24 protein-coding genes are annotated in these 26,415 nt (G+C 67.6%); 5 read left to right on the top strand and 19 right to left on the bottom strand.

Going from position 1 to position 26,415, the window contains the following annotated elements; all coding sequences use genetic code 11:
- Nucleotides 1-27: 27 nt before the first annotated feature.
- Both ACTIEW_RS04285 and thpR read right to left on the bottom strand, forming a co-directional pair.
- Nucleotides 28-564, bottom strand: a complete 537-nt coding sequence (locus tag ACTIEW_RS04285; RefSeq protein WP_439476673.1) for a GNAT family N-acetyltransferase — start codon at nt 562-564, stop codon at nt 28-30.
- Nucleotides 561-1,100, bottom strand: a complete 540-nt coding sequence (gene thpR / locus ACTIEW_RS04280; protein ID WP_439476672.1) for an RNA 2',3'-cyclic phosphodiesterase — start codon at nt 1,098-1,100, stop codon at nt 561-563. Before thpR ends, ACTIEW_RS04285 begins: the two co-directional genes overlap by 4 nt.
- 124 nt (nt 1,101-1,224) lie before the next feature.
- On the opposite strand from thpR, the gene ACTIEW_RS04275 reads away from it, so the two are divergent.
- A complete protein-coding gene (locus tag ACTIEW_RS04275) occupies nt 1,225-1,968 on the top strand; it encodes a Bax inhibitor-1/YccA family protein (protein ID WP_439476671.1) in 744 nt (247 codons plus the stop codon).
- 54 nt (nt 1,969-2,022) lie between these two features.
- Here the strand turns inward: ACTIEW_RS04275 and ACTIEW_RS04270 are convergent, their stop codons facing one another.
- The 5 genes from ACTIEW_RS04270 to ACTIEW_RS04250 form a co-directional block, all read right to left on the bottom strand.
- Entirely contained in the window at nt 2,023-2,355 is a 333-nt protein-coding gene (locus ACTIEW_RS04270; protein ID WP_439476670.1) for a DUF2794 domain-containing protein, read from the bottom strand.
- A gap of 365 nt (nt 2,356-2,720) precedes the next feature.
- Complete coding sequence (locus tag ACTIEW_RS04265) at nt 2,721-4,031, bottom strand: S1C family serine protease (protein WP_439476669.1); 1,311 nt, start codon at nt 4,029-4,031, stop codon at nt 2,721-2,723.
- Nucleotides 4,032-4,170: 139 nt separating this feature from the next.
- Complete coding sequence (locus ACTIEW_RS04260) at nt 4,171-5,619, bottom strand: ATP-binding protein (protein ID WP_439476668.1); 1,449 nt, start codon at nt 5,617-5,619, stop codon at nt 4,171-4,173.
- Nucleotides 5,620-5,625: 6 nt separating this feature from the next.
- Nucleotides 5,626-6,495 carry a response regulator transcription factor gene (locus ACTIEW_RS04255; protein WP_439476667.1) on the bottom strand — a complete coding sequence of 290 codons (870 nt, stop codon included), beginning with the start codon at nt 6,493-6,495 and terminating at the stop codon, nt 5,626-5,628.
- 220 nt (nt 6,496-6,715) lie between these two features.
- Entirely contained in the window at nt 6,716-7,906 is a 1,191-nt protein-coding gene (locus ACTIEW_RS04250) for an acyl-CoA dehydrogenase (RefSeq protein ID WP_439476666.1), read from the bottom strand.
- Nucleotides 7,907-8,001: 95 nt separating this feature from the next.
- Between ACTIEW_RS04250 and ACTIEW_RS04245 the strand changes: the two genes are divergently transcribed.
- Nucleotides 8,002-8,268 carry a DUF6356 family protein gene (locus ACTIEW_RS04245; protein ID WP_439476665.1) on the top strand — a complete coding sequence of 89 codons (267 nt, stop codon included), beginning with the start codon at nt 8,002-8,004 and terminating at the stop codon, nt 8,266-8,268.
- A gap of 69 nt (nt 8,269-8,337) precedes the next feature.
- Nucleotides 8,338-9,573, top strand: coding sequence for a CaiB/BaiF CoA transferase family protein (locus ACTIEW_RS04240; RefSeq protein WP_439476664.1), 1,236 nt, complete (start codon nt 8,338-8,340; stop codon nt 9,571-9,573).
- On the opposite strand, the gene ACTIEW_RS04235 is transcribed toward ACTIEW_RS04240, so the two are convergent.
- The 10 genes from ACTIEW_RS04235 to ACTIEW_RS04190 form a co-directional block, all read right to left on the bottom strand.
- Nucleotides 9,570-9,893: a hypothetical protein gene (locus tag ACTIEW_RS04235; RefSeq protein ID WP_439476663.1), complete on the bottom strand. Its 324-nt coding sequence runs from the start codon at nt 9,891-9,893 to the stop codon at nt 9,570-9,572. The genes ACTIEW_RS04240 and ACTIEW_RS04235 overlap by 4 nt on opposite strands.
- 7 nt (nt 9,894-9,900) lie before the next feature.
- Entirely contained in the window at nt 9,901-10,359 is a 459-nt protein-coding gene (locus ACTIEW_RS04230) for a type II toxin-antitoxin system VapC family toxin (RefSeq protein WP_439476662.1), read from the bottom strand.
- Nucleotides 10,356-10,643 (bottom strand): antitoxin, encoded by a 288-nt coding sequence (locus tag ACTIEW_RS04225; RefSeq protein WP_439476661.1) that lies wholly within the window; start codon nt 10,641-10,643, stop codon nt 10,356-10,358. The genes ACTIEW_RS04230 and ACTIEW_RS04225 overlap by 4 nt, the downstream gene beginning before the upstream one ends.
- A gap of 56 nt (nt 10,644-10,699) precedes the next feature.
- The gene (odhB, locus tag ACTIEW_RS04220; protein ID WP_439476660.1) at nt 10,700-12,271 is read right to left on the bottom strand and encodes a 2-oxoglutarate dehydrogenase complex dihydrolipoyllysine-residue succinyltransferase; all 1,572 of its coding nucleotides are present in this window, start codon (nt 12,269-12,271) and stop codon (nt 10,700-10,702) included.
- 44 nt (nt 12,272-12,315) lie between these two features.
- Complete coding sequence (locus ACTIEW_RS04215; protein WP_439476659.1) at nt 12,316-15,321, bottom strand: 2-oxoglutarate dehydrogenase E1 component; 3,006 nt, start codon at nt 15,319-15,321, stop codon at nt 12,316-12,318.
- A 240-nt stretch (nt 15,322-15,561) separates the two neighbouring features.
- Nucleotides 15,562-16,464 carry a succinate--CoA ligase subunit alpha gene (gene sucD, locus ACTIEW_RS04210; RefSeq protein WP_439476658.1) on the bottom strand — a complete coding sequence of 301 codons (903 nt, stop codon included), beginning with the start codon at nt 16,462-16,464 and terminating at the stop codon, nt 15,562-15,564.
- Between the two features lie 49 nt (nt 16,465-16,513).
- Nucleotides 16,514-17,704, bottom strand: a complete 1,191-nt coding sequence (sucC, locus tag ACTIEW_RS04205; RefSeq protein WP_439476657.1) for an ADP-forming succinate--CoA ligase subunit beta — start codon at nt 17,702-17,704, stop codon at nt 16,514-16,516.
- A gap of 39 nt (nt 17,705-17,743) precedes the next feature.
- On the bottom strand, nt 17,744-18,235 hold the full coding sequence (locus ACTIEW_RS04200) for a hypothetical protein (RefSeq protein WP_439476656.1): 492 nt from the start codon (nt 18,233-18,235) through the stop codon (nt 17,744-17,746).
- 496 nt (nt 18,236-18,731) lie between these two features.
- Nucleotides 18,732-20,243, bottom strand: a complete 1,512-nt coding sequence (locus tag ACTIEW_RS04195; protein ID WP_439476655.1) for a spinster family MFS transporter — start codon at nt 20,241-20,243, stop codon at nt 18,732-18,734.
- 140 nt (nt 20,244-20,383) lie between these two features.
- Nucleotides 20,384-22,582: a TonB-dependent receptor gene (locus ACTIEW_RS04190; RefSeq protein ID WP_439476654.1), complete on the bottom strand. Its 2,199-nt coding sequence runs from the start codon at nt 22,580-22,582 to the stop codon at nt 20,384-20,386.
- Between the two features lie 176 nt (nt 22,583-22,758).
- Between ACTIEW_RS04190 and ACTIEW_RS04185 the strand changes: the two genes are divergently transcribed.
- Both ACTIEW_RS04185 and ACTIEW_RS04180 read left to right on the top strand, forming a co-directional pair.
- Nucleotides 22,759-23,463, top strand: a complete 705-nt coding sequence (locus ACTIEW_RS04185) for a TetR/AcrR family transcriptional regulator (protein WP_439476653.1) — start codon at nt 22,759-22,761, stop codon at nt 23,461-23,463.
- Nucleotides 23,460-24,239, top strand: a complete 780-nt coding sequence (locus tag ACTIEW_RS04180) for a LytTR family DNA-binding domain-containing protein (protein ID WP_439476652.1) — start codon at nt 23,460-23,462, stop codon at nt 24,237-24,239. Before ACTIEW_RS04185 ends, ACTIEW_RS04180 begins: the two co-directional genes overlap by 4 nt.
- 11 nt (nt 24,240-24,250) lie before the next feature.
- Here the strand turns inward: ACTIEW_RS04180 and ACTIEW_RS04175 are convergent, their stop codons facing one another.
- Complete coding sequence (locus ACTIEW_RS04175) at nt 24,251-25,711, bottom strand: carotenoid oxygenase family protein (RefSeq protein WP_439476651.1); 1,461 nt, start codon at nt 25,709-25,711, stop codon at nt 24,251-24,253.
- A 75-nt stretch (nt 25,712-25,786) separates the two neighbouring features.
- A complete protein-coding gene (locus tag ACTIEW_RS04170) occupies nt 25,787-26,248 on the bottom strand; it encodes a DUF2141 domain-containing protein (protein ID WP_439476650.1) in 462 nt (153 codons plus the stop codon).
- Between the last annotated feature and the right edge of the window lie 167 nt (nt 26,249-26,415).

Raw genomic sequence — 26,415 nt, 5'->3', positions numbered from 1 at the left:
CCAATCGGTCAAAGCGCCAGTATTTCCTCAGCGAGTCCGCGCCCGCCATTCCTCGCGGCTCTGGCCCCAGCGGTCGATGGACAGTTCGTGGAACGGCGGCGGCAGGCGGGTGGCGCCGAGATTGCGCGAGCCGATCCGCTCGGCCAGCCGCTGCGACGGCGTGTTGTCCGGGTCGATGCAGTGGATGACATCGGTCCAGCCCAGAACGTCGAAGGCGTAGTCGATGGTCGCCGTCGCCGCCTCGATGCCATAGCCCTTGCCCTGCGCATCCGGATGCAGCCCCCAGCCGACTTCCGTGCCGGGCCAGCCGTGCGGCGTCCAAGGACCGATCCGGCCCAGCCACAGGCCGGTGTCGCGCTCGACCAGCGAGAACATGGAGATTCCGGTCAGGCTCCAGGCCCCGGCCATGGTCATGAACCCTCGCCAGGCGACAGCCGCCGGCTGGGCTCCGCCGAGGAATTTCGCCGCCTCGGGATCGCCCATCATCTCGGCCCAGCGCGGGAAATCCTCGATGGCGATGGGGCGCAGGGTCAGGCGTTCGGTTTCCAGCACGGGTCCGGTCAAAGGACGTACTCCCTCTCAAGGTGATAGCGGCTGCCGCCCTGGGTCAGGACGCTCGAATAAAGGCCGAACCGGTCGACCCGGATCGGCGGAGACTGCAGCAGATTGTGGTCAGCGATCCAGGCCCCGATGCGGTCGGGATCGGTCTGGGGTTTCAGATAGGCCAGGGTCAGATGCGGGCGGTAGTCACGGCGCTCGATGCTGATGGCGGCGCGTTCGGCGGCGCTGCGGCAGCGTCCGGCGAGGACAGACAGCCGTTCGTTCGGTGCAACGCCGGCCCAGATGGCGTGGGTGCGGTGGCCGTCGCCGAAGGCCCCGACGCCGGACAGGGCGATCGCGAACGGGCCGCCCGTCGCCGCCCGTTCCAGCTCGATCGAGAGGTCATCCGCGCGGCGCTCGTCGATCCCGCCATAGAAGGCCAGAGTGATGTGCAGCTGGTCGGCTGTCCGCCAGTTCGCGCCCGGCAGGCCGGTCTGGCGGCGGGCGAGCGCCTCGGCGACCTCATCGGGAACAGACAGGGCGGTGAACAGCCGGATCATGCGACCCTTGGTAGCGGCTTGAAACGCAGGCCCCAAGTCCGGTTTTCCTTGCGGAAGGACGAGGCGCGCCCGATATTTGCGCAAAGGCCGGGATCGCCCGGTCCAACGGAGGACCGATATCGCCATGAGCGATTTCAGAAACAGCCAATCAATCCCCGCCACCGCCGACATGTCGGTGGATGCGGGCCTGCGCAGCTTCATGCTGGGCGTCTACAACAAGCTGGCCCTGGGCCTGGTGGTCGCCGGGGCCCTGGCCTATGTCACGGGCAACGTCCCGGCGGTGCAGCAGCTGCTGTTCGCCGCGGGTCCGGACGGGCGTATCGGCCTGACCATGCTGGGCATGGTGGTGCAGTTTTCGCCACTGGTCCTGCTGTTCGGCTCGATGTTCTTCATGAAGAACCCGACGGCGGGTGGGGTGAACCTGCTCTACTGGGCCGTGGTCGCGACCATCGGCGCGGGGATGGGCATCCTGTTCCTGCGCTATACGAACGAATCGATCGCCTCGACCTTCTTCGTCACCGCCGCCGCCTTCGGCGGGCTGAGCCTGTTCGGCTACACGACCAAGAAGGACCTCAGCGGCCTCGGCAGCTTCCTGATCATGGGCGTGATCGGCCTGATCATCGCCATGGTCGTCAACATGTTCCTGCAGTCCAGCATGATGGCCCTGATCATCAGCGCCATCGGCGTGCTGATCTTCTCGGGCCTGATCGCCTTCGACACCCAGCGGCTGAAGATGACCTACTATTCCCTCGGCGGCGACAAGGCGGCGATGGGCGTGGCTACCGGCTTCGGCGCGCTGAGCCTGTTCATCAATTTCGTGAACCTGTTCCAGTTCCTGCTCATGTTCATGGGCGGCAACCGCGAATAGCCGACCACGAGTCCTGACGGCGGAAAGGCCCCGGCGGAGACGCCGGGGCTTTTTCTATTCGACGACGGAGAAGCGGCGACTGTCGAACACGCGCAGCACCTGCGCCAGCTCACGGCCCCGGCGCAGCACCACCCCGCCCTCGCCGATGACGGCCCACTGACCCTGTTTGAGGCGCAGGGCCGGGCGCTTTTCGATGCGGTACAGGGGTGCGTCGCCCGAACGGCGGAAGACGGCGAACTCGGCTACGTCCTTGTGCCCGACCATGGCGTAGTCGCGCCACTCGGCCGCCGCGACCATCCGGCCGTAGACCCGCAGGATCAGGTCGAGCTCGCGCCGGTCGAAGAAGACCGGCCCGGGAACGGACTGCAAATCAGCGGCGTCGCTCATCAGCAGAAGGTTACGCCGCCATCCGGAAAACGCCAGTGGCCGACGCGCATTCAAAGCAGTCGCGTGGGCGAACACTGTGTCTGGAACGCCGCGATGTGAAAAATTCGCCGCGAACATGAAATAGCCTCGCTTCCGCCCAGCGCCCGCCCCCTTGGGGGGCGACACTGGACCTATCGGCCCGTTGGAGTTCGGAGCGTTTCCGGATCCTGAACAGCCCCCCCAGCCCCTCCTGGATCACTCCACCAAGGGCTCCGGCGGGCCGATGCTTCCTCCAAAGCGAGACGCCCGCTCCGCCACCCTCCCCCCTCCGGCAGAGCGGGCGTTTTGCTGTCCGGGGTTCAGTATCGGGAGTCAGGGCTGAAGCGTCAGGGCAGGACGATCTCGACGGGCTCGCCGCCTCGCATCACCGACAGGATCCGGCGGCCCTCGCCGCTCAACGACGCAGCCAGCTCATCGAGCCCCGGGATCGGCGTGTCGTCGATCAGCGGGATCAGGTCGCCCGCCTGCAACCCCGCAGCAGCCGCCGCCGAGCCGCCCTCGACCGCAAACACCTGCAGGCCCTCCGAAGCGAGCCGCACGGACGCGCCGCGCGCCATGACGACATTGGCGCCGGTGATGGCCGTACGTTCCGATGGGGTCTCGACCGTCAGGGCGGTGCGCCCCTCACGACCTTCGCGCAGATAAACGACCTCGAGCCGGGTCCCCCGTTCGGCGATGCCGATCGTGGCAGCGACAGTGCCGGCGTTTGAGACAGGACGATTCTGGATCCGGGTGACGATGTCGCCGCGTTGAAGTCCCGCGGCCTCGGCCGAGGAGCCCGGAGCGACGTCCTCGATCACCGCGCCGCGCACGATGCCGAGGCCGAGGTCGCGCGAGCGTTCCGCATTGAGGGAGCCGAAGATGGCGCCGGTGGTCCCGCGCCTGACCTCGCCGGTCTCGCGCAGCTGGGCGACGACATACATCAGGATGCGGCTGGGCACGGCGAAGGCGATGCCGTCGTTGCCGCCGCTACCCGACAGGATGGAGGTGTTGATACCGATCAGCCGGCCGCGGCTGTCCAGCAACGGTCCGCCGGAGTTGCCGGAGTTCACCGCCGCGTCGGTCTGGATATAGTCCTCGATCCGGTCGCCCATGCCCGAGCGGCCCATGCCCGAGATCACGCCCATGGTCAGGGTCTGGTCGAGGCCGAGCGGATAGCCGACCGCGAAGGCCAGATCGCCCGTGCGCAGCGAATCCGAATTGACCACCTCGACCTGGGACAGTCCGGGAGCCTCGATCTTCAGCACGGCGAGGTCCGTGGCCTTGTCGGTGCCGATCAGCACGGCGTCGAAGATGCGCCCGTCGGTCATGTCGACGGTGAATTTCCGCCCGCCCTCGACGACGTGGTTGTTGGTGACGACGATGCCCTCGCGGGCGTCGATGATGGCGCCCGAGCCGCTGGAGATGGGACGAGGTTCGTTCTCCCCGGAACTGGGGCCCTCGGACTGGCCAAGGGTGGTGACCTGGACGACGGCCGGCAGAGCGCGTTCAAGGCCGGTGGCGAAGGTGAAGACGCCCCGCTGGGCGTCGAACGGCACAGGCGACTGCTGCGCGGCGGCGGGCGTGGCCGCCAGCAGGGGGACTGCGACGACAAGCGCCAGCACGGACAGACCGCCGGCCCGGATGATGGAACGCATCGCCAATCCCCTGTTGTTGCGCCGACCCTAGACCATTTTGCTTCGGATCGATCCGATCCGAATCCAAAAAATGGTCCAGTGATCAAGTGGAGCGAAATCTGAGCCTCGATGGACTGCGTCCATCGAGACCGATTTCGCTCTACCGCGAGAAACGCGCCGTGACGACAGCCCCCGGACCAGCGTCATCAATCGTCATGGCCGCGCCGTGCCGCTTGAGGATGGCCCTCACGAAAGCCAGCCCCATGCCGTGGCTCTCGCGCCCTTCGTCGGCCGCCCTGGAGACCGCACGGGCGGGATCATCGAGCAGATCGGGATCCAGCCCCGGCCCCTGATCGGCGACCGAGAGCACCGGCTTGCCTTCGTCCAGCCCGACGGTGAGCGTCACCACCCCGTTCCCGGGCGAGAATTTCACGGCATTGTCCACCAGATTGGTCACGGCCCGCTGCAGCAGCGACCGCACTCCGAGGACGGACACCGGCGAGGCCCCGACCCGGATCACCACGCCGCGCTCTTCGGCCAGGGGCTGGTAGAGGTCTGCGGCTGCGACCGCCAGGCGGTCCAGCCGAACGGTTTCGAACACCCAGGCCTCGCCGTCGCGCAGGGTCATGGCCTCGTTCATCGCCCGGGTCAGCCGGGTCAGATCGGCCCGGGCCTCTTCGGCGAGCGCCCGCGTCCCGGGCGTCGTCGACGCCTCCTTCAGCCGATCCAGCCGGGCCGAGGCCCGCGCCAGCGGCGTGCGGAAATCGTGGGCCAGCTGGTCGGTCGAATCCCTCAGCCAGCTGAGCAACTCCTCCAGCCGATCGAGGGTCAGGTTCACCTGCCCGGTCAGTTCGGTCAGTTCGGGCGCCACAGCGGTCTCGGGCGCCCGGACCGAAAAGTCTCCGACGGAAGCGAGATCCAGCGCCCGGCTGACATCCGCCACGGCGCTGGTCAGCCGGCGCCGGGCGAAGGTCGCCGCCGTCAGACCGAAGGCCAGAAGCAACACCCCGGCGGCGGCCACCGCCCCGACGGCCCAGCCCCAAGCCTGTCCCGACCGGTCGACCACTCGTCCGACAGCGATGTCGAGCACCCCCACCGACTGGCGCACCACCACGACTTCCACAGCGCGCGAGCGGCAGAGCACGCCGCGCTCGAGCTGGACGACATAGACGCCGTCCCCGAGCCGCGGCGCGCGCTCACCCCGGATGGTCTCGAGAGCCGCGAGACCCGCGGGCTTGCCCACCGGCGCGCGGATGAACCGTACCCCGGCCCCGCCCTGGCCGGTGCGGCAGGTCTCCGCCAGACTTCCGGCTTCGCGCGTCGGCCCCGCCTGGAAGGCGCTCAGCCAGGCGGACAGATAGGCGGCGTCGGCCGCGGTGATGTTGGCGGCGGTCAGGCTGGATTCGACGCCCAGCTTGCCGACCATGGAGCTGTAGTCGTTCAGGGCCGCAAGGGCCGCCTTCTCGCGCTGATCCATGCGGACGGCCGTGCTGGTGACCGCCAGGGAGCCGGTCAGCGCCACGGCGGCCATGACGGCGATGCCGGCCGCCAGCTGGGTCGAGGTCCGCCGCGCCAGCCAGGCCCGCAGCCAATGGAAGCGCGGGGCCACGGCGGCTCAGCCCGTCCAGGCGGACAGGTCGCGGAAAATCAGGCTCTGGCTGCGGGCCGAGACGATCAGGGGGTGCAGGTCGTCGCCCAGCTCGGACGCCTGTTCCTTGAGCCGGCGACGCAGGGCGCTGATCCGGGCGTCGATGATGTTTACGAAATTATCCGGCAGGAAGCGCCATTCGACCCAGCAGCGGTCCCACAGCATGGTCTTGGTCACGGGCTGGCCACGCGCGGTCATCAGTTCACAGACGATGGCGAATTCCAGCGGCGACAGGTCTATCAACCGCGAGACGCCGGCTGCGCCGAATTTCAGCGTCCGTGCCCCGAACGCCAGCCGGAACGGGCCGTTGACCAGATCGCTCCCGACCGGGGCCGCTCGCCGGGCGGCGCGGCGCAACTGAGCGGCGATGCGCGCCAGCAGCTCCTCGTCCCCGACGGGCTTGGACAGATAGTCGTCAGCGCCGCCCAGCAGACCCTCGACCTTCTGTCGCTCGCCGCCCAGCGCCGTCAGCATCAGGGCCGGCGCATCGGCGCAGGGGCCGCCGCCGGCGCGCAGCCGCTTCAGCGTCTCCAGCCCGTCCAGTCCGGCGGTCAGCCGGTCGAGGATGAGGACATCAAAGGGAGCGGCCGCCGCGGCGATCGCGGCCTCGCCGCTATCGACCCGTTCCACGGCTTCAAATCCGGCCCGCAGCAGGCGCTCCGCGACGTGTTCCGACAGGGCCGGGTCGTCTTCCAGCAGCAGGACGCGGCGGCCGGCGAAGACATCGCGCAGCTGGGCGAAGGGATCGTCGCCGTCGATGCCTGTCGTTTCTCCGTCCATGATCGTCACTCCACCCTCGCTGACGATACGGCGTTGATACGGAATGACAATGCTCAACGGACCGCGTTCGCGCAGACTAGGGGTTGCACGCGCGCGCGGGGCTGATTGTTCCTGATGGGTATTTCCGTGGGCCGCGGTCGTCGGCCCTTCGGGACGGCCCGACCCGGAGCCTGTCCTCGCGCCGACCGGAGGTCGGACGCGGGGGCGGCCGGGCGCTTCGCGCATGCCCGGCGCTCAAGCAGCGAGCGACCGCGTCGCGAGCGTTAGCGCCCCGCGCTTAAAAGGCGCTCTGCCCCGTGATGGCCCGGCCCAGGATCAGGGCGTGGACGTCGTGGGCGCCCTCATAGGTGTTGACGGTCTCGAGGTTCATGGCGTGGCGCATGACGTGCATCTCGCCGGTGATGCCGGCCCCGCCGTGCATGTCGCGCGCGACCCGGGCGATATCCAGCGCCTTGCCGCAGTTGTTGCGCTTCATCATCGAGATGGCCTCGGGCACCCAGGCCTCCTGATCCAGCAACCGGCCCAAAGCCAGCGCCCCCTCGAAGCCGAGGAAGATCTCGGTCTGCATGTCGGCCAGCTTCTTCTGCACCAGCTGGCGCGACGACAGCGGACGGCCGAACAGCATCCGGTCGCCGACGTAGTCGCGGGTCAGGTGCAGACAGGCCTCGGCCGCGCCCATGGCCCCCCAGGCGATGCCGTAGCGGGCCTTGTTCAGGCAGGAGAACGGTCCGCGCAGGCCCTTCACGCCCGGCAGCAGGTTCTCTTCCGGCACGAAGACGTCGTTCAGGCCGATGTCGCCGGTGATGGAGGCGCGGAGGCTGAGCTTGTCGCCGATCTTGTCGGTGGTGAAGCCGTCCATGCCCCGCTCGACGATGAAGCCGCGGATGACGTCGTCGAGCTTGGCCCAGACGATGGCGAGGTCCGAGATCGGCGAGTTGGTGATCCAGTATTTGGCGCCGTTGAGCTTGTAGCCGCCGTCGACCGCGATGGCCTTCGTCTTCATCGAGGCCGGATCGGAGCCGCCGTCGGCCTCGGTCAGGCCGAAACAGCCGACCAGTTCGCCTGCCGCCATGCGCGGCAGGAAGCGCATCTTCTGCTCTTCCGAGCCGAAGGCATGGATCGGGTACATGGCCAGGGACGACTGCACACTCATGGCCGAGCGATAGCCGCTGTCGACCGCCTCGATCTCGCGCGCGATCAGCCCATAGGCGACATGGCTGACCGAGGAGCCACCGTACTGTTCCGGCAGCATGGCCCCGAGGAAGCCCATCTCGCCCAGTTCGGTCATGATGGCGCGGTCGAAGGTCTCGTCACGGAAGGCCTCGACCACGCGGGGCAGCAGCTTTTCGCGGGCGTAGGATCGCGCCGCGTCCTGGATCATCCGCTCGTCGTCAGTCAGCCGGCCGGACAGGTCAAGCGGGTCATCCCAGCGGAAGGTCTTTTGCGGAGCGGAGGCGCCGTCGGCCATGGGCGGGTCTTTCTGAGCGTGGCGGAGGCGCGCGGTTTAGGCCAAAATGCACCGGTCGGGTAGAGGGACGGCCCGACGCAGGCTAGACTGTAGACATGAGCCGTACCTTTCATCGCCTGTTCGTCGAGCACCCGCGCGAGGTCGACGAGAGCTATTTCCACCATATGGCCGCGTCGTCGCGGTTCGGATTCCGTCTGCTGAAGCTGGCGGGCTGCGCCTTCCTGCACAGTCTGGTGCCGGGCCTGCACAAGGCCACGGTGTCCAGGGCCGTCTGCTGCATGGCCGAGGAGATGGACGGCCGGGCCCGCGAAGCGCGCGAATGCCGGATGCGGGACGCGGGCGTGTGGGATCCGGGGCTTTGAGCGGGTGGCGGGTGATTGGTGGCTGGTGATTGGTGGATCGCGCCTTGATCGGGCGGTAGGGATTTCATCATGACCATCGAAGCAGCTCCGACCTCGCCGGCCACCAGCCACCAATCACCAGCCACCCCTTCCGGCCCCCTCTCCGGCGTTCGCGTCCTCGATCTCAGCCGCGTGCTCGCCGGGCCGTGGGCGACGCAGATGCTGGCCGATCTGGGGGCCGAGGTGATCAAGATCGAGCGGCCCGGCGTCGGCGATGACACCCGCGCCTGGGGCCCGCCCTTCACCACGAAAACCGACGGATCGAAAGGCGACGCGGCCTATTTCCTCTGCGCCAACCGGGGCAAGAAGTCGGTTGAACTGGATCTGGCGACGCCGGACGGAGCCGCAATCGTCCGTGAGCTGAGCAAGACCTGCGATGTCGTGGTCGAGAATTTCAAGACCGGCGGGCTGAGGAAGTACGGGCTGGACCACGCGGCCCTGTCGGCGGTCAATCCGAGGCTGGTCTATTGCTCGATCACGGGCTTCGGTCAGGACGGGCCGGACGCGCACCGTGCGGGCTACGACTATATGATCCAGGCCATGGGCGGCTTGATGTCGATCACCGGCCAGCCCGACGGCGCGCCCGGGGCCGAGCCGATGAAGGTCGGGGTCGCGGTCGTCGACCTGTTCACCGGCCTCTACGCCTCCAACGCCATCATGGCCGCCCTGCTGCACGCCCGCGCTACCGGACAGGGCCAGCATATCGACATAGCCCTGTTCGACGTTCAGGCCGCCATGCTGGCCAATCAGGCGACCAACTGGTTCGTCTCCGGCAAGGCGCCGACGCGAATGGGCAACGCCCACCCGAACCTCGCCCCCTATCAGCCCTTTCCGTGTACGGACGGTATGGTGGTGATCGCCGTCGGCAACGACGGTCAGTTCCGGGCGCTCGCGGGCGCCTTGGGCGCGCCGGGCCTCGGCGCCGACCCCCGCTTCCTGACCAACGCCCTGCGCATCGAGCATCGCGCGGTGATGACCGCCGAACTGTCGGCCCTGACCGCAGGCCAGACCATGCACGGTCTGATGGCGACGCTGGACGCCGCCGGCGTGCCCTGCGGGCCGGTGAACACGGTCGATCAGGTGTTCGATGAGCCGCAGGCGAAACACCGCGGGCTGGAGGTGACGCAGGATCGCGCCGACCTGTCCGGGCCGGTGCGCACCGTCGCCTCGCCCATCCGGATGTCGGTTACGCCGGTGGCCTACGATCGGGCTCCGCCGGCGCTGGGTCAGGATACGGACGACGTGCTGGGGCCGCTGAGGACCTAACGGCCGGCCAGCAGGGCCAGCAAGGCGGCCCCGAGCGTGACCTTGGCTGGCAGCGTCCGGTCGGGAACCGCGCCCGACTCCCGCTCAGGCGGCGTTTCGAGCGCCTCGGCCCCGCTGCGAAGCACCGCGAGCCTCGCCGTCGCCGCTTCGGCCTGATCATCGGGCACGGACAGTCTGATCCAGCCCAGCGCCTGCAAGATCAGCGGATCGGTCTTGGCGTGTTCGGCCCCGCCCAGCGTCGGCGTGAAGCCGTCGGCCCGCAATCGTGAGGCGACAATTTCGGCCTCATAGATATCGGCGAAACGGGCGACCTCGATCATCGTCTGTTCAATCGGCCTCGCCGACGCGGGACGCAATGACCTCGACGGACAAACGATCGGTTCCGATCGACCAGTCGATCAGCGGCAAGCCGTTGATCCGGCCGAAATGCCGGACGTTCCGCGTCACCATGGCCCAGCCACGCGCGAGAGCTTGGCCGGCGATCAGGGTATCGATGGGGCCGATTGGCCGCCCCAATCGTTGGAGCTTCGCGCGGACGCGGCCGGCGACCCGAGCGTCGTCGGCATCAAACTCAACGATTTCGGCATAGGCCAGAAGTTCGTGAAGGCGGGCGCGGTGAATGGCGGGTCGGGCACTGAGATCAGCACCAGCCTCCAGTTCATGAAGGACAAGGCTGGACAAGATGAGGGGCGACGCCTGCCCGACAGCGTCCTGCCAGCGGCCCAGGACAGGTTGCCGACGCCGCAAGGCCTCGATCAGGACATTGGCGTCGAGGCAGAGATTCACCAAGGCTCCACCGGCTTGGAAATGCCCTGTGGCGGAGGGTCGGGAAAAGGCTCTCCGGGATCGCCTATAGCATCGATACGCGCCCAGAACGCCGCCCATTCCTCGTCGCTTCGAGGACGAACTCGCTTGTGCTCGACGGGTTCGAGGACCACCGCATCGCCCTCCTTGCGAATGCGGACTTCCCTGCCCTCGAAGCGGTAGGCCTTGGGCAGCCTGACTGCCTGGCTCCCGCCATGGGTGAAGATTTTCGCCGTCTCGGCGACGCCGCGTTTCGGATCGGCCACACAGGCCTCCATATCTACGTCGTGTAGATATTAATCCTCAGGGCCGCCTTCCGCAATCACAGGTCCAGCAGCGCCCGCGCCGGGTCTTCCAGCAGCTCCTTGACCCGGACGAGGAAGGTCACCGCCTCCTTGCCGTCGACGATGCGGTGGTCGTAGCTGAGGGCCAGATACATCATCGGCCGGATCACCACCTCGCCGTCCACCGCCATCGGCCGCTGGACGATGTTGTGCATGCCCAGAATGCCCGACTGCGGCGCGTTCAGGATCGGTGTCGACATCAGCGAGCCGTAGGTGCCGCCGTTGGTGATGGTGAAGGTGCCGCCCTGCAGCTGGTCCAGCGTCAGGTCGCCGTCGCGGGCGGCCTTGCCGAGGGCCGCGATGCCCTTCTCGATACCCGCCAGCGACAGCGTATCGGCGTCGCGCAGGACCGGCACGACCAGCCCCTTCTCGGTGCCGACGGCGACGCCGATGTCGTAGTGATTCTTGTAGATGATGTCGGTGCCGTCGATCTCGGCGTTGACGGCCGGGATCTCCTTCAGGGCCGCGACGATCGCCTTGGTGAAGAAGCTCATGAAGCCGAGCTTGACGCCGTGACGCTTCTCGAAGGCTTCCTTGTACTGGCTGCGCAGGGCCATGACGTTGGTCATGTCCACCTCGTTGAAGGTGGTCAGCTGGGCGGCGGTGTTCTGGGATTCCTTCAGGCGGCGGGCGATGGTCTGGCGCAGCCGGGTCATCTTGACCCGCTCCTCACGCGGCTGGTCGGCGCGGGGCGCGGCTGAGACCGTCGGGGTCACAGCCGGAGCGGCCGTAGGGGCCGGGGCCGGGGCCGTCGCGCCGATGGCGGCGATGGCGTCGGCCTTGGTGATGTTCCCCTTGGGCCCGGTGGCTGCGAGCGCCTTGGGGTCGAGGTTGTTCTCGGTCACCACGCGCTGCACGGCGGGCGACAGGTGCGGGTCTTCGCCCGACTTGATCTGGGCCGAACCGGCGTTGGCCGAAGCGGACGCAGCAGCCGGAGCGGGGCCGGCGCCCTCGCCCGAGGCGGCGATGCTGCCGATCTGCTGACCCGGGGTGACGGTCGATCCGCCCTCGGCGTCGATGGTCAGGACGCCGGCGGCGGGGGCCGACACCTCGACCGCGACCTTGTCGGTCTCGATCTCGACCAGCATTTCGTCCCTGGCGACCGTGTCGCCGGATTTCTTCAGCCAGGTCCCCATCGAGCCTTCGGCGACGCTCTCGCCCATGGTCGGGGTCATGATCGGGACCGAGCCGCCAGACACGGCCGCGGACGGAGCCGGCTCAGCGGCAGGAGCGGGAGTGGGTTTAGCAGCGGAAGCAGGCGCGACCTCGGCCTTGGGCGCCGCCTTCGGGGCCTCGGCGGCGGGGGCGGCGGACGCGCCTTCGCTGACCACGCCCAGGACGGCGCCCGGGGTGACGGTCGCGCCGTCAGCGGCCCGAATTTCGGAGAGGACGCCGTCGAACGGCGAGACAACCTCGAGCGAGACCTTGTCGGTCTCAAGCTCGACCAGAACCTCGTCCTTCTTCACGGCGTCGCCGGCCTGCTTCGTCCACTTGCCGATCGTGGCTTCGGTGACGGATTCGCCGAGGGCGGGGGTCAGGATGTCGGCCATGGTGGGGTCCGGGTCTCTTCAGGTCAGGTATGCGTATTCGCTTATCAGGCGAAGGCGTCGGTCAGGAAGGCGTCGAGTTCTTTCAGGTGCCGGCTCATCAGGCCCGCGGCGGTGGAGGCCGAGGCCGGGCGGCCGACGTAGCGGGCGCGCCGGGCCTTCACGCTCAGCTTGTCCAGCGTCAGTTCCAGCCACGGGTCGACGAAGGTCCAGCCGCCCATGTTCTTGGGCTCTTCCTGGCACCAGACCAGTTCGGCGTTGGCGAAGCGGCCCAGTTCGGTGAGCAGCGACTTCATCGGCCACGGATAGAACTGCTCCAGCCGCATCAGATAGACGTCGTCGATCTGGTCGCGCTCGCGCCGTTCCAGCAGGTCGTAATAGACCTTGCCCGAGCAGAGGACGAGGCGGCGGATGTCCTGATCCGCCTTGATCGTGATCCCCGCGACCTCGGGCCGACGTTGGGCGTCGTCGTGCAGCACGCGGTGGAAGGAGCTGCCCTCGGCCAGATCGGCGATGGTCGAGACCGCCTTCTTGTGCCGCAGCAGGCTCTTGGGCGTCATGATGATCAGCGGCTTGCGGAACGGCCGGTGCATCTGGCGGCGCAGGATGTGGAAATAGTTCGCTGGCGTCGAGCAGTTGGCGACCTGCATATTGTCCTCGGCGCAGGCCTGCAGGAAGCGCTCGAGACGAGCCGAGGAGTGCTCGGGTCCCTGCCCTTCGTAGCCGTGCGGCAGCAGCATGGTCAGGCCGCACATACGCAGCCATTTGCGCTCGCCCGAGCTGATGAACTGGTCGATCACCACCTGGGCGCCGTTCACGAAGTCGCCGAACTGGGCCTCCCACATCACCAGGGTGTTGGGGTCGGTCAGGGCGTAGCCGTACTCGAAGCCCAGCACCGCCTCTTCGGACAGGGCGGAGTCGATCACCTCGAACTCGGCCTGGCCGTCGCGAATGTTGTTCAGCGGGACGTAGCGGGCCTCGGTGGTCTGGTCGACGATGCCCGAGTGGCGCTGGGAGAATGTGCCGCGCACCGAGTCCTGGCCGGACAGGCGGACCGGGAAGCCCTCGTCCAGCAGCGAACCGAAGGCCAGGCTCTCGGCCGTGGCCCAGTCGATGTTCTGGCCCGAGGTGATCATCTCGCGGCGGCCGTCGATGACCCGCTTCAGCGTCTTGTGGACGTCGACCGAGTTGGGAATGGTCGTCAGCTTGTGGCCCAGGTCGGCCAGTTTCGCGGCCGGGACCGAGGTCTCGCCGCGGCGCTCCTCGCCATCGGGCTGGCCGATGCCCTGCCACTGGCCGTCCATCCAGTCGGCCTTTTGCGCCTCGAACGTCTTGCCGGCCTCAAACTCGGCGTCGAGGAAGGCCTCGAACCGGGTCACTTCCGCGTCGACGGCCGCCTGATCGATCACGCCCTCGGCGATCAGGCGTTCGGCGTAGATTTCGCGCGTCGACGGCAGGGCGCGGATCTTCGAATACATCAGCGGTTGGGTGAAGGTCGGATCGTCGCCCTCGTTGTGGCCGAAGCGGCGGTAGCAGAACATGTCCACCACCACGTCCTTGTGGAATTTCTGCCGGAACTCGGTGGCCACCTTGGCGGCGAAGACGACGGCTTCGGGGTCGTCTCCGTTGACGTGGAAGATCGGCGCCTGGACCATCAGGGCTACGTCTGACGGATAGGGCGAGGACCGGCTGTTGCGCGGGCTGGTCGTGAAGCCGATCTGGTTGTTGACGACGAAATGCATCGTCCCGCCGGTGCGGTAGCCCTTCAACCCCATCAGGGCGAAGCATTCGGCGACCACGCCCTGGCCGGCGAAGGCGGCGTCGCCATGGATAAGCAGGGGCACGACCTTGGAGCGGTCGAGGGCCCATTTCTCCTCCGGCTGGCCGGCGTTGGCCGCGCGGATGTCGAAGGCCTGTTTCGCCCGCGCCTTGCCCAGCACCACCGGATTGACGATCTCGAGGTGCGACGGGTTGGCGGTCAGCGACAGGTGGACGGTGTTGCCGTCGAACTCGCGGTCAGAGCTGGCGCCCATGTGATATTTGACGTCGCCCGAACCCTCGATGTCCGAGGGTACGGTCGAGCCGCCCTGGAACTCGTGGAAGATGGCGCGATAGGGTTTGCCCATCACGGCCGCGAGCGTGTTCAGCCGCCCGCGGTGGGCCATGCCGAAGACCACCTCGTCGACGCCCAGGGCGCCGCCGCGCTTGATGATCTGCTCCAGCGCCGGAACCATGGCCTCGCCGCCGTCCAGGCCGAACCGCTTGGTGCCGGGGAAGCGTTTGTGCAGGAAGCGTTCGAAACCCTCGGCCTCGATCAGCTTGTTGAGGATGGCCAGCTTGCCCTCGCGGGTGAAGCCGTTCTGGGCGAATTTGTCCGCCCCCTCGAAGCGCGCCTGCAGCCAGCTCTTCTCGTCCGGCTCGGCGATATGCATGAACTGGATGCCCAGCGTGCCGCAATAGGTGCGTTTGAGCAGGGCGAGGACCTCGCGGATCGTGCCGGTCTGGAAGCCCAACACGCCGTCGAGGAAGATCGGGCGGTCGAGGTCGGCCTCGCTGAAACCGTAGAATTCGGGGGTCAGCTCCGGATTGCTGGTCGGCTGTTCGATGCCCAGCGGGTCGAGGTTGGCCTGCAGGTGGCCGCGCACGCGATAGCTGCGGATCAGCATCAGGGCGCGGATCGAATCGTGGGCGGCGGCGCGGACGGCCTCGGCCAGGACGGCGGCGTCCGGAGCCGGCGCGGCGGCGGGCGCCGCGGCCGGGGCGCCGGGCTTCTTCGGATCAGGTTTGGGAGCCGGCCAGCGGCCGTCGAACACGCCGGTGGCCTCAGTCGGTTCGGTGGTGACCGAACGGCCCCAGGAGCCGGCCGCGCCGGAGGCTTTCACGCTCTCGGCGTTGTCGCGGAGCTGGTCGAAGAAGGCGCGCCATTCGTCCGAAACAGACGCCGGATCGGCCGCCCACTTCTCGTGCAGGTCCTCAATGAACGAGGCGTTGGAGCCATACAGGAAGCTGGTCTCGGCAAAGACCTGATTCAGCCGACCGGCATCGTCCGCCATTGTTCTCGTCACGTCCCTTGGGCGGCGCGCGCACGCCTGCGCGCAACCGACGCCGCTGATATAGGCGCTGTTTCCTTATGGGTCATGACCGAATGGGGGCGAAAGCTGAAAAAACCCTCTCCCAAAGGGAGAGGGAGGGGCCCCCGCGCGGCGGGGGGAGGGTGAGGGGTTACGGCGCCTTGCCATGGACTCTCCGTAACCCCTCACCCCTGCCCCTCTCCCGATGGGAGTTCCGAACGGTCAGCCCTTGAGCACTTCCACCAGGGTCGCGCCCAGACGGGCCGGCGACGGCGAGACTGTGATTCCCGCGGCCTGCATGGCGGCGATCTTGGACTCCGCGTCGCCCTTGCCGCCCGAGACCACGGCCCCGGCGTGGCCCATGGTCCGGCCCTTGGGCGCGGTGAGACCGGCGATGAAGCCGACCATCGGCTTGGAGCGGCCCTTCTTCGCCTCGTCGATCAGGAACTGGGCGGCGTCTTCCTCGGCGCCGCCGCCGATCTCGCCGATCATGACGATGGACTTTGTCTCGGGATCGGCCAGGAACAGCTCCAGCACGTCGATGAATTCCGTGCCCTTGACCGGGTCGCCGCCGATGCCGACCGCCGTGGTCTGGCCCAGGCCCTCGTTGGTGGTCTGGAACACCGCCTCATAGGTCAGGGTGCCCGAGCGCGAGACGATCCCGACATTGCCCTTCTTGAAGATCGATCCCGGCATAATGCCGATCTTGCACTCTTCCGGGGTCAGGATGCCCGGGCAGTTCGGCCCCAGCAGGCGCGAGCTCGACCGGTCCAGCCGCGCCTTGACCCGCACCATGTCCAGCACCGGAATGCCCTCGGTGATGCAGGTGATGAAGGGGACCTCGGCCTCAATGGCCTCGAGAATGGCGTCCGCGGCGCCCGCCGGCGGGACATAGATCACCGAGGCGGTCGCGCCGGTGGCCTCCTTCGCCTCAGCGACCGAGGCGAAGATCGGCAGGCTCTCGCCTTCGGAGCCGGTCCAGTTCGTGCCGCCCTTGGCCGGGTGCACGCCGCCGACCATCTTCGTCCCGTAGTAGCGGAGCGCCTGTTCGGTGTGGAACGTCCCGGTCTTGCCGGTCAGGCCCTGGACGATGACCTTGGTGTTCTTGTCGACGAGGATGGACATGGGATCAGCTTCTGAATGAGGTCTGTCAGCAGGGCGGTGGCGGCTGGGGTCAGCCGACCGCCGCGACGATCTTCTGGGCGGCGTCGTCGAGGTCGTCGGCGGCGGTGATGGCCAGACCGGACTCATTGAGGATGCGCTTGCCTTCGACTACGTTGGTGCCTTCGAGGCGCACGACCAGCGGCACCTTCAGACCCACTTCCTTCACCGCGGCGACCACGCCCTCGGCGATGACGTCGCAGCGCATGATGCCGCCGAAGATGTTGACCAGAATGCCCTGCACCGCCGGATCGGCGGTGATGATCTTGAACGCCGCCGCGACCTTTTCCTTGGAGGCGCCGCCGCCGACGTCGCAGAAATTCGCCGGTTCCTTGCCGTACAGCTTGATGATGTCCATCGTCGCCATGGCCAGGCCGGCGCCGTTGACCATGCAGCCGATGTTGCCGTCGAGGGCGACGTAGGCGAGGTCCCATTCCGAGGCCTCGATCTCCTTGGCGTCTTCCTCGGTCTCGTCGCGCAGCGCCCTCATGTCGTCGTGGCGGAACAGGGCGTTGCCGTCGAAGCTGACCTTGGCGTCCAGCACCCGCAGGTGGCCGTCCTTCATGGCGATCAGCGGATTGACCTCCAGCATCGACATGTCCTTGTCGACGAAGGCCTTGTACAGGATCGGGAACAGCGTCTTGCCGTCTTCGGCCGCCGCGCCGGTCAGGCCGTAGGCGCCATTGATCTCGGCGACGTTGGCGGCGGTGACGCCGGCTTCCGGATCAATGTCGATGGTGAGAATCTTCTCGGGCGTATCATGGGCGACCGCCTCGATGTCCATGCCGCCTTCGGTCGAGACTACGAAGGAGACGCGGCCGGTCGAGCGATCGACCAGCAGCGAGCAATAGAGTTCGCGATCGATGTCAGCGCCGTCCTCGATATAGAGGCGGTTGACCTGTTTCCCGGCCGGGCCGGTCTGGGCGGTGACGAGCGTATTGCCCAGCATCTCTTTCGCGTTCTTGACCACGTCCTCGATCGAGAAGGCCAGACGAACGCCGCCCTTGGCGTCGGGCCCCAGCTCCTTGAACTTCCCCTTGCCGCGCCCGCCGGCGTGGATCTGGGACTTCACGACATACAAGGGACCCGGCAGTTGCCTCGCCGCCGCCTCGGCCTGATCGGCGCTGGTGATGGCGACGCCCTCGGCGACCGGTGCGCCAAAGCCCTTCAGGACCTGTTTGGCCTGGTATTCGTGGATGTTCATGGAGAGGCGCCGCCGGACTGCTGGGAGGAGTTGCGGCGCTTATAGGGGCTGCGCCTTCGCACGCGCAACCGTGGACGCCCTTTGCTCCAGAAAGGCCCGGATCGCGGTCTCCTTGTCGAGGTCCCGCGTGTCGACCAGGTTGGACAGGGCCTCGGCCGCGCGAACCAGAACCATGGCCTCGGCGCCGCGACCTTCGGCGATCAGCCAGGCGGCGCGTTCGGCCGCCCGCTTCAACGCCTCGCGCGTGCCCACGGGATATTCCGGCGCATCGTCGGGCCCCGTCTCACCCGGGCCGACGGTTCCGGCTGACAGCCCCGTCGGCGCCGCGGGGGCTCGCTTTGGCTTCAGGTCGGCCCGCAGGGCCGCGCAGCTGCGGGTCCAGCCCTCGGCGCTCGCGCGCTTGCGCAGATTGCCCAGCCCGACATCGAATCGGCGGGCCACGGACGGCGCCGATTCGCCGGCCAGATAGGCCGTCCTGACCCGCGCCCAGACTTCCGGGCCGCGATATTTGCGCAGGGCGTAGTGCTCCATAGGGAGAGCCTGCCTGGCGCCTGCGTCAGAATCGGACGTGGGCTTTCCTCGGCGACCCGTGTCGCGGTTGTCGTGGATGTCCCGCCGGATTGTCTTGGATGTCGTGGGCGATTGTCGCTGTTGTCACGGCGAAATGTCGACCATGTCGCGGGGAATTGTCGCCCTTGTCGCGTGCGGCAGGGGTCGAATTCGCCGAAAATCAGCCCGTGGAAGTGGTCAAATTCTCCACTCGATATTCGGGGAGATCTGGACCCTTGTCATCCCGGATACCGCGAAGCGTTCAGCAGGCTGACAGGCCATATTATTGATATATTGGAGATTTTATCTCCGTCATCCTCGGGCTTGTCCCGAGGACCCATTGTTCGGCAGGCTCAGGCTCCAGTCAGGAGAATCCGTCCGGCGAGGCGCGAGGCTTCAACCGCACGCGCCGCGGCCGAATGGGTCCTCGGGACAAGCCCGAGGATGACGGATTGTATCGGGGTATTGAGTACCGAACCTAGTCCACCCAGTCCTTCTTCAGCGTCCGCGAGGCCCCGATCAGCAGCACCGAGGCCAGCACATAGAAGCCCATGCCGGTGTAGATCGCCCAGCGCAGGCTCTCATCGCCGAACCGCGGCGCCAACAGGTCGCTCATCCAGCCGAAATAATAGAAGCCGACGGCGATGCCGAGCAGGTTGTTGATCAGCAGGAACAAGGCGGAAGCGGTGGATCGCATCGGCGCCGGCACCAGATGCTGGATCGAGGCCGTGATCGGCCCCAGCCAGGCCAGGTTCAGCCCGGTCGGGATGATGAAGATCAGGAAGGCCAGGATCAGCTGCTGGGCGTTGGTGCCGCCGCCCGGGATGACCAGGCCGATCAGCCATGGCGAATTCATCGCCAGGATGAACATCGGGGCCGAGATCAGGAAGGCGATGGCGGGGGTCAGCGGATAGGCGCCCTTGCCGCGCTTCGACAGCTTGTCGGCGATGGCGCCGCCCGCCCAGATGCCCAGCACCCCGCCGATCAGGGCGATGCCGGCGTAGTACCAACTGGTCTGCGACAGGGTCAGGCCGAAGCTGCGCATGAAGAACAGGGGCAGCCAGCCTGCGACGCCGTAGCCGCACACCGAGGACGAGGCCGCGCCCAGCGCCAGCAGCCAGAAGCTCGGCTTGGGAATGACCGCCGAGGCGGTGCGGCGTGCGATGGTCAGGGAGATGCCGATGACCATGGCCAGCAGGCCGCCGAAGGCGAACACCAGAGGGTTGCCGAGCACCAGGCCGCCGAAATGAATCAGGGCCGCCAGGGAAAGGGCGCCGAGCCCGAGCCCGAGCATGATAAGGGCCGCGATCGCGCCGGACTTGCCTGAGCCGACTACGGGCGCGGCGGCGATAGCCGCCAACTCGGCCTCGGACTTGATCGTATCCGTCCCGCCCCGCTTCGGATTGCGCACCGTCAGCAGAAGCACCGGCGCGAGCAGGACGCCGGCGAGGCCGACGGCGATGAAGGCGGTGCGCCAGCCATAGGTCGCGGCCAGCAAACCTCCGACCAGAGTGCCCGCGGCTGTGCCTAGCGGAATTCCGAAGGCAAATGCGGCAAGCGCCCGGGCCCGCTGATGCGGCGGAAAATAGTCGGCGACGAGAGAATAGGCCGGCGCGACGCCGCCTGCCTCGCCCACACCGACGCCCATGCGGAACAGGAACAACTGGGTGAATGACCCGGCCATGCCGCACAGAGCGGTGAATCCGGACCACACCGTCAGGGCGCCGGTCATGATCCAGACGCGACTATAGCGGTCGGCCAACCAGGCCAGGGGAATGGCGAGGGTCGAATAGACCGAGGCGAAGGCGATGCCGCCCAACAGGCCGAACTGGCTGTCGGAGAGGCCAAACTCAGCCTTCAGCGGCGCCGCGAGGATGCCGATGATCTGGCGATCCAGGAAGTTCAGCATGTAAACGAGAATCAGGATCGCCAGGACATAGAAGCGATATCCGGGCCGTTCGGCGGGCGCGGCGGCGTCCGTGGCGGTCATGGCGTTTCCCTCGACTGGTCTTCTTGTTTGATGGAACGGTAGCGTTGCTTTTCGGCCGCGCCAAAGAAAAAGGGCGACGGCTCAGGTGAACCGCCGCCCTGGATCACGTGCGATCAGGCGTCAGGAGTCTTTTCGTCGGATCAGAACTTGACCTTCAGCGAAGCGGTCACGGTCTGCGGCGGGCCGTAGTAGCCGATGATCGAGTTGTTGAAGAGCGCACCCGGGAAGTTGTAGCCGCCGACGCGGTACTCTTCGTCGGTCAGGTTCTTGCCGTAGACGCCCACGGTGAAGCGGTCGGTCGGGTCGGTCCAGACGATCGACAGATCAACCAGGGAATAGGCCTGCTGGTCGAGGATCGGGTTCGGGAACTCGAACATGCTGGAGTCGCCGCGATAGCTGATCGACGGGGTCACCGCCAGGTCGCCACCGGCCACGTCGCCGATCCAGGTGAAGCCGAAATAGCCGGTCCAGTCCGGGGCGTTCTGCAGCACGACCTGGTCCGAGATGTCCTCAAACACCATGGTGGTCAGGTTGTAGCGCAGGAACTCCTCAAAATCCGAGTTCAGATAGCCGACCGCGAAGTTGGCCGACAGATTGTCGAGGATGCGCAGCCGGCCTTCGAATTCGAAGCCGTAGAAGGTCGATGAACCGACGTTGTCGACGAAGCTGGCGATGCTGGCGCCGGACGGCACCTGGGTGGTGACCTGCTGGTCCTGGTATTGGTTGTAGAAGGCAGCGGCGGCGAAGGTCAGACGGTCGAGGGAACCCTTGAGGCCGATCTCGTAGGAGTCGACCGTCTCGGGATCGTAGCCATTGACCGTGTTCGGCGTCAGGATCACGTCGCCCCGCATGTCGAAGCCGCCCGACTTGAAGCCTTGCGAGTAGGAGGCATAGGTCGTCACGTCATCCGTCAGGTCGTACGACAGGGCGATGCGCGGCGTGAACTGGGTGAAGTCGTTGTCGTTGGTGTAGTTCGACCGGACCAGCAACGGCGCGCGCACCGTGCCGCCCAGCAGCGGGCTGCGGGTAGCGCCGAGATAGTTGGCGCGGAACACCGTCCCCTCCTTCTCGTCCAGCGTATAGCGAACGCCGAGGCCCAGGTGCAGGCGATCGGTCAGGTCGAGGTTGACGTCGGCGAAGCCGGCCCAGCTCTCGGTTTTCACCTGGCCGTTGGTGCCGATAACGATGCCGGCGTTGCCCAGGATGGTATCGAAGGCGCCTTCCGCATGGCCGTCCAGATAGAAGAAGCCGGCCACGCCCTGGATCCGGTCATAGTCGAACAGGAACTGGAACTCCTGCGTCAGCTGGTTGTCCGCATAGAAGCCCGGAATGTCCAGCGTCGGTGACGGCGTGTTGTCGAAATCGATCACCGTGGTGGTTTCGCCTTCGCGCCAGGCCGTGATCGACTTGAAGGTCCAGTGGTCGTTCAGCTCCATCTCAATGGTCGCCGAAGCGCCCTGACTCTCCACGGAGTTGACGTCGCCGAGGCCGGCGTTGGTGTCATAGACGCTGGACAGGATCGCGCCGGCCGGGGTCGCGCCGGCGACCAGACGGCTGCCGTGGCGAGGGTTGGAATCGTCCTGGACCCGGTCATAGGCCAGACGGATCGAGATGTCGTCGCGCGGTTCCCATTCGGCGCTGACGCGGCCGGCCAGGACGTCCTTGTTATAATGCTCGGCGCCGGTGTTGATGTTGGTTCCGTAGCCGTCGCGCTGATACGAGGCGATAGCGCCGCCGACGCGGAAATTGTCGGCCAGCGGGATGCTGCCCACGGCCATAAGATCGATCTGGTTGTAGCTGCCAAAGGCGCCGCGCAGGCTCAGCTCCGGATCGTGCGACAGGGTGTTGGTGACGTATTTGATCGCGCCGCCGACCGTGTTGCGGCCGTACAGCGAACCTTGCGGGCCGCGCAGCACTTCGATGCGCTGGACGTCGTAGATGTCCAGCACGGCGCCCTGCGGGCGGGCGACATAGACGTCATCGACATACAGGCCCACGCCGGGCTCGAAGCCCCACAGCGGATCCTGCTGGCCGACGCCGCGGATGAAGGAGATCAGGGTCGAGTTCGAGCCGCGGGCGACCTGAACGGTGGCGTTCGGGGTCTGCTGCTGCAGGGCGGTGATGTCCGAGGCGCCGGTCTGTTCCAGGCGCTCCTCGCCGATGGCCGAAACCGAGATCGGCACGTCCTTCAGCAGCTCGTCGCGACGGCGGGCGCTGACGACGACGTCATCCAGCGAGGAGACTCCGTCCTGCGGCGCGGCGTCCTGGGCCATGGCGAAGGTGGAGAGCGCGCTCCAGGCGGCTCCGGCAAGCAAGGCGGTCTTTACATAGCGGTTCATGGTAGCCCCAGTCCTGTGATTTCCAGCCCGATGACGCTTTTATTCAGCGTTCAATGATTTTCAGACCGTAATTGTTTTCAGCCCCCTGTCAAACGGCTCCGCTTCCCTGGCGTCACCAGCGGCCCGACCTGTGGCGCCGTTGCACAGGCGGGGCGATGCGGCCTAGCTTCGGCGTCATGACCAAGCTCGATGCGCCGACCGCAAAAAGGGGCCGTCCGCCCAAGGCCAAGGCCGCCGGCGCCGCCGATACGCGTGACCTGATCCTCGACGCGGCTGAGGACCTGTTCTCCAAACACGGCTTCTATGGCGTCACGATTCGCGAGGTGGCGCGGGAGGCGGGCGTGGATACGGCGCTCGTCCACTATTATTTCGGGGCCAAGCGCGGGCTGTTCGACGCGGTCTTCCTGCGGCGGGCGGAGGTCTGGAACAATGAGCGGGTCGACGCCATCAACCGCTATGCCCGGGAGACGGCGCCCGGCGAGATGACGCTGGAGGGCCTGTTCGAAGCCTTCCTGCGGCCGCCATTCCAGTGGTCGCTGAAGGGCGGGCCGGGGTGGAAGCACTATTCCGCCCTGGTGGCCCAGACCAACGCCAACCCGACGTTCGGCGGCGAGACCATGGCCCGCTATTTCGACCCGGCGATCCGTAGACTGATCGAGTTGATCAAGGTGATCCTGCCCGACGCCGCCGAGGTCGATCTGTACTGGGCGTATCACAACCTGTCGGGAGCTTTGACGTTGACGTTGGGCGAGACCGGGCGGCTGGACCGGCTGTCCGGCGGTCTGTGCCGCTCCGGCGATCTGGAGACAGCGGGCGACTATATGGTCCGGTTCGCGGCGGCGGGGTTTCGGGCGGTCTGCGGGCCGGCGGAACCGGCATGAGCGAGCGGGCGACGCCGCAGGACGTGGTGCGGTTCGAGATCGACCGGGGACTGGTGCGCGGCGTCGCCGTGGCGCTGGCGGGCGGAGCCCTGCTGGCCCTCAGCGGAGCGTTCGGCATGGGCGACACCGCGCTGGGCTTCCGGCTGGCGTACTGGATGCCGGTGATGTTGGTCGGAGCGATGTGGGGGCATCTGTGCTCGCGGCTGGTCGAGGGGCGGATCGACATGGACCGGCGGCCGTGGTTGGCGATCGCGGCCCTGACGCTGGTGATCTCGGGGCCGCTGGCGGTGATGGTCTGGGCGGTCACGGGCTGGTTCTTCGATGACGACCGGTCGATCAGCCTGGCGCACCTGCCCGACTTCCTCATGCCGGTGCTGGTGGTGACCGGAGCGATCAGCGCACTGAACGTCTTTCTGGCGCGGACGCCGGTGCAGACTCATGCGGCGGCGCCCGGGGCCAAGCCGGCGCGGTTCATCGACCGGCTGCCGTTCAAGCTGAGGGGCGCGGCCATCCGGGCCGTCCAGTCCGAGGACCATTATCTGCGCATCCACACCGACCGCGGATCGGACCTGATCCTGATGCGGCTGTCGGACGCCCTGACCGAGCTGGAGGGGCTGGAGGGGGCCCAGACGCACCGCAGCTGGTGGGTGGCGAAAGACGCCGTGCGGGACGTTAGCCGCGGCGACGGCCGGGCGACCCTGACGCTGGAAGGCGGCGTCGAGGCCCCGGTCAGCCGGCGCTACGCCAAGGCCTTGCGCGACGCCGGCTGGTACTGACGCCCCCCAACTCACCCGGCCCACACCCCGTGAAAGCCGGCCGGCAGGGCGACGTCGGCGCGCCAGGTGGCGACGGGGCCGGCGGAGACGCGGGCGGCGTCGAAGGCGTGCAGCTCGGTGACGCCCTCGGCCAGGTTGATCGAGGGGGCGATCAGCCAGGCGTCGGTCTCGTTGGGGCCGCGCGGGACGAAGACGGCCTCTTCCACGATCTGCGCATCCCCGAAGTTGAAATAGTCGGACCTTCCCGAGTCCCAGTCCCAGGTCGCGAGGCCGGTGGGCAGGGGCCGGTCGGGGCGTTCGCCCGCGACGTGGACGGTCAGGCGGCGCGGCAGGCCGGCGCGGCGCGGGTCGTTCTTCGGGAACTCGGCGGTGACGCCCGAGGAGGCCATTTCGGCGCGGCCGTCCGTGTGCAGAGTAATTAGGTTCAGCACGGCGTGCTCGCCGGGCACCGAGCCGCGTTGTTCAACCAGAACGCGGGCGCCGGCGATGGCGAAGGCCACGTCCTTGCCGGCGGCGACGTCGAACCGGATCGTCCCGGAGACGTCCTCCCAGGCGTCGCCGAGGTGGAAATAGCTGAAGGTCGGCAGCTCATAGATCCGGCGGCGCGACAGGTCGGCCTTGTCGACGACCATGATCTGCGTCCCCAGCTCGGGCTTCCACGTGAAGCGCGAGGCGTAGGGCATGCCCTGATGGTCATGGACCCAGGGCTGGAGCACGAAAATCAGGTGGCGCGCCGTGGCGGTGAAGTCGTGCATGAAGCTGGCGCGCGGCAGGTCGATGACGGCGGCCGTATGCAGGCTGCGGTCGGCGTTGAGCCGCCAGACGATGGCCTTGCCGCCGTCCAGTCCGATGTTCCAGATCGTGCCGTCGGGGTCATGGCGCGGGTGGGCCTGAAAGGGCATGCCCTTGAGGTCGTCGCGCAGGGTGACGAAGCCTTTGGTCGATAGGTCGGAGGCGTCCATAGCCATCGGCGAGCCGCCTTCCCACAGAGCCCAGACCTCGTCGCCGGCGACCATGACGGCGGTGTTGGCGGCGTTGGCGTCCTCGTTCGAGCCGATGCGGGCGCGGGCGTCGCCGGCGGTGCCGAAGCCGGGGGTGACGACGGCGCCGATCTCGCTCTCCCAGCGGCGTTTGGGCGTGTCGGCGAAACGGGCGTCGAGGGTGACCTGGCCGTCATTGACGCGGAAGGCCCGCATCAGGCCGTCGCCGTCGAACCAGTGGGTGGCCGAGCCGCCGGGGCGACGGAATTTGGCCGGGCCATTGCGGAACAGGGTCCCGGTCAGGCCGGCCGGGGCCCGGCCGTGAACCAGCCGCATGGCCCGGGGCGCGATGTCGGCCTCAAGGTCGGCGGTGGCCAGGGCCCAGTCGGCTGTGGCCTGCATGGCGGCCATGGCGCGGACGGTCTCGGGGGTGATGACGGCCGCTGACAGGGCCGCGGCGCCCATCAGGAAGTTTCGACGGGAAGCGTGCATTAAAAAATCTCCTGATGGGCGTTACGGCGCGGCCTCAAGCAGCGAGCCGCCGCGCGGCGAGCGTTAGGCCGCCGACTACCTGATGCTGATGGTCTGGGCGGTCTCGCCGGAGACGGCGAAATGCGCGCGGTCCCAGCGGGCGGGGCCCATGTTGCCGACGGCGTTGTTGGAGAAGGCATAGGGCTCGGTCGGCATGCCGAAGGGGTTGGTGTTCATCTCCCCGTCGCCGTTGACGTCGTGGAACGCCTTCACCGCATAGTCGCCGGCGGCCAGGTTATCGAACGTGGCGACGACGCGGCCGCTGGAGGCTGAGATGGCGGTGCGGGCGACGGCGCGGTTGGCGTCGTCGCCGCGCCCCTCGCCATTGAAGGCGGAGGCGGTGTCATAGAGGGCGATCATGACCATGCCGGTGCGGGCGCCGGTCTCGAAGGTCAGGACGATCCTGTTGTCATCGGCCTGCTGGGGCGGGTTGGTCAGGGCGTGGGCGGGAGCGGCGGCGAGCAGCAGGGCGGCGGCGGTGGTGGCGAGGCGGATCATGGTGCGTAGTCCTTCTTGTGTGAGGCCCGAGTTCTGGAGATCGTTTTGGCGGGCCGTTTCGATGGACTGACCGTGATGGGCCGCCGGGCCCGCCGCCACGCCGATTGCGGATTCGGGCGGCTGCCGTTCGCGAACGACGGCAGGTGTTCATTGGCGAAACGCGAACG

Source organism: Brevundimonas sp., assembly GCF_051860745.1.
GTDB lineage: Bacteria > Pseudomonadota > Alphaproteobacteria > Caulobacterales > Caulobacteraceae > Brevundimonas.
This window is presented reverse-complemented; position numbering and strand designations above follow the sequence as displayed.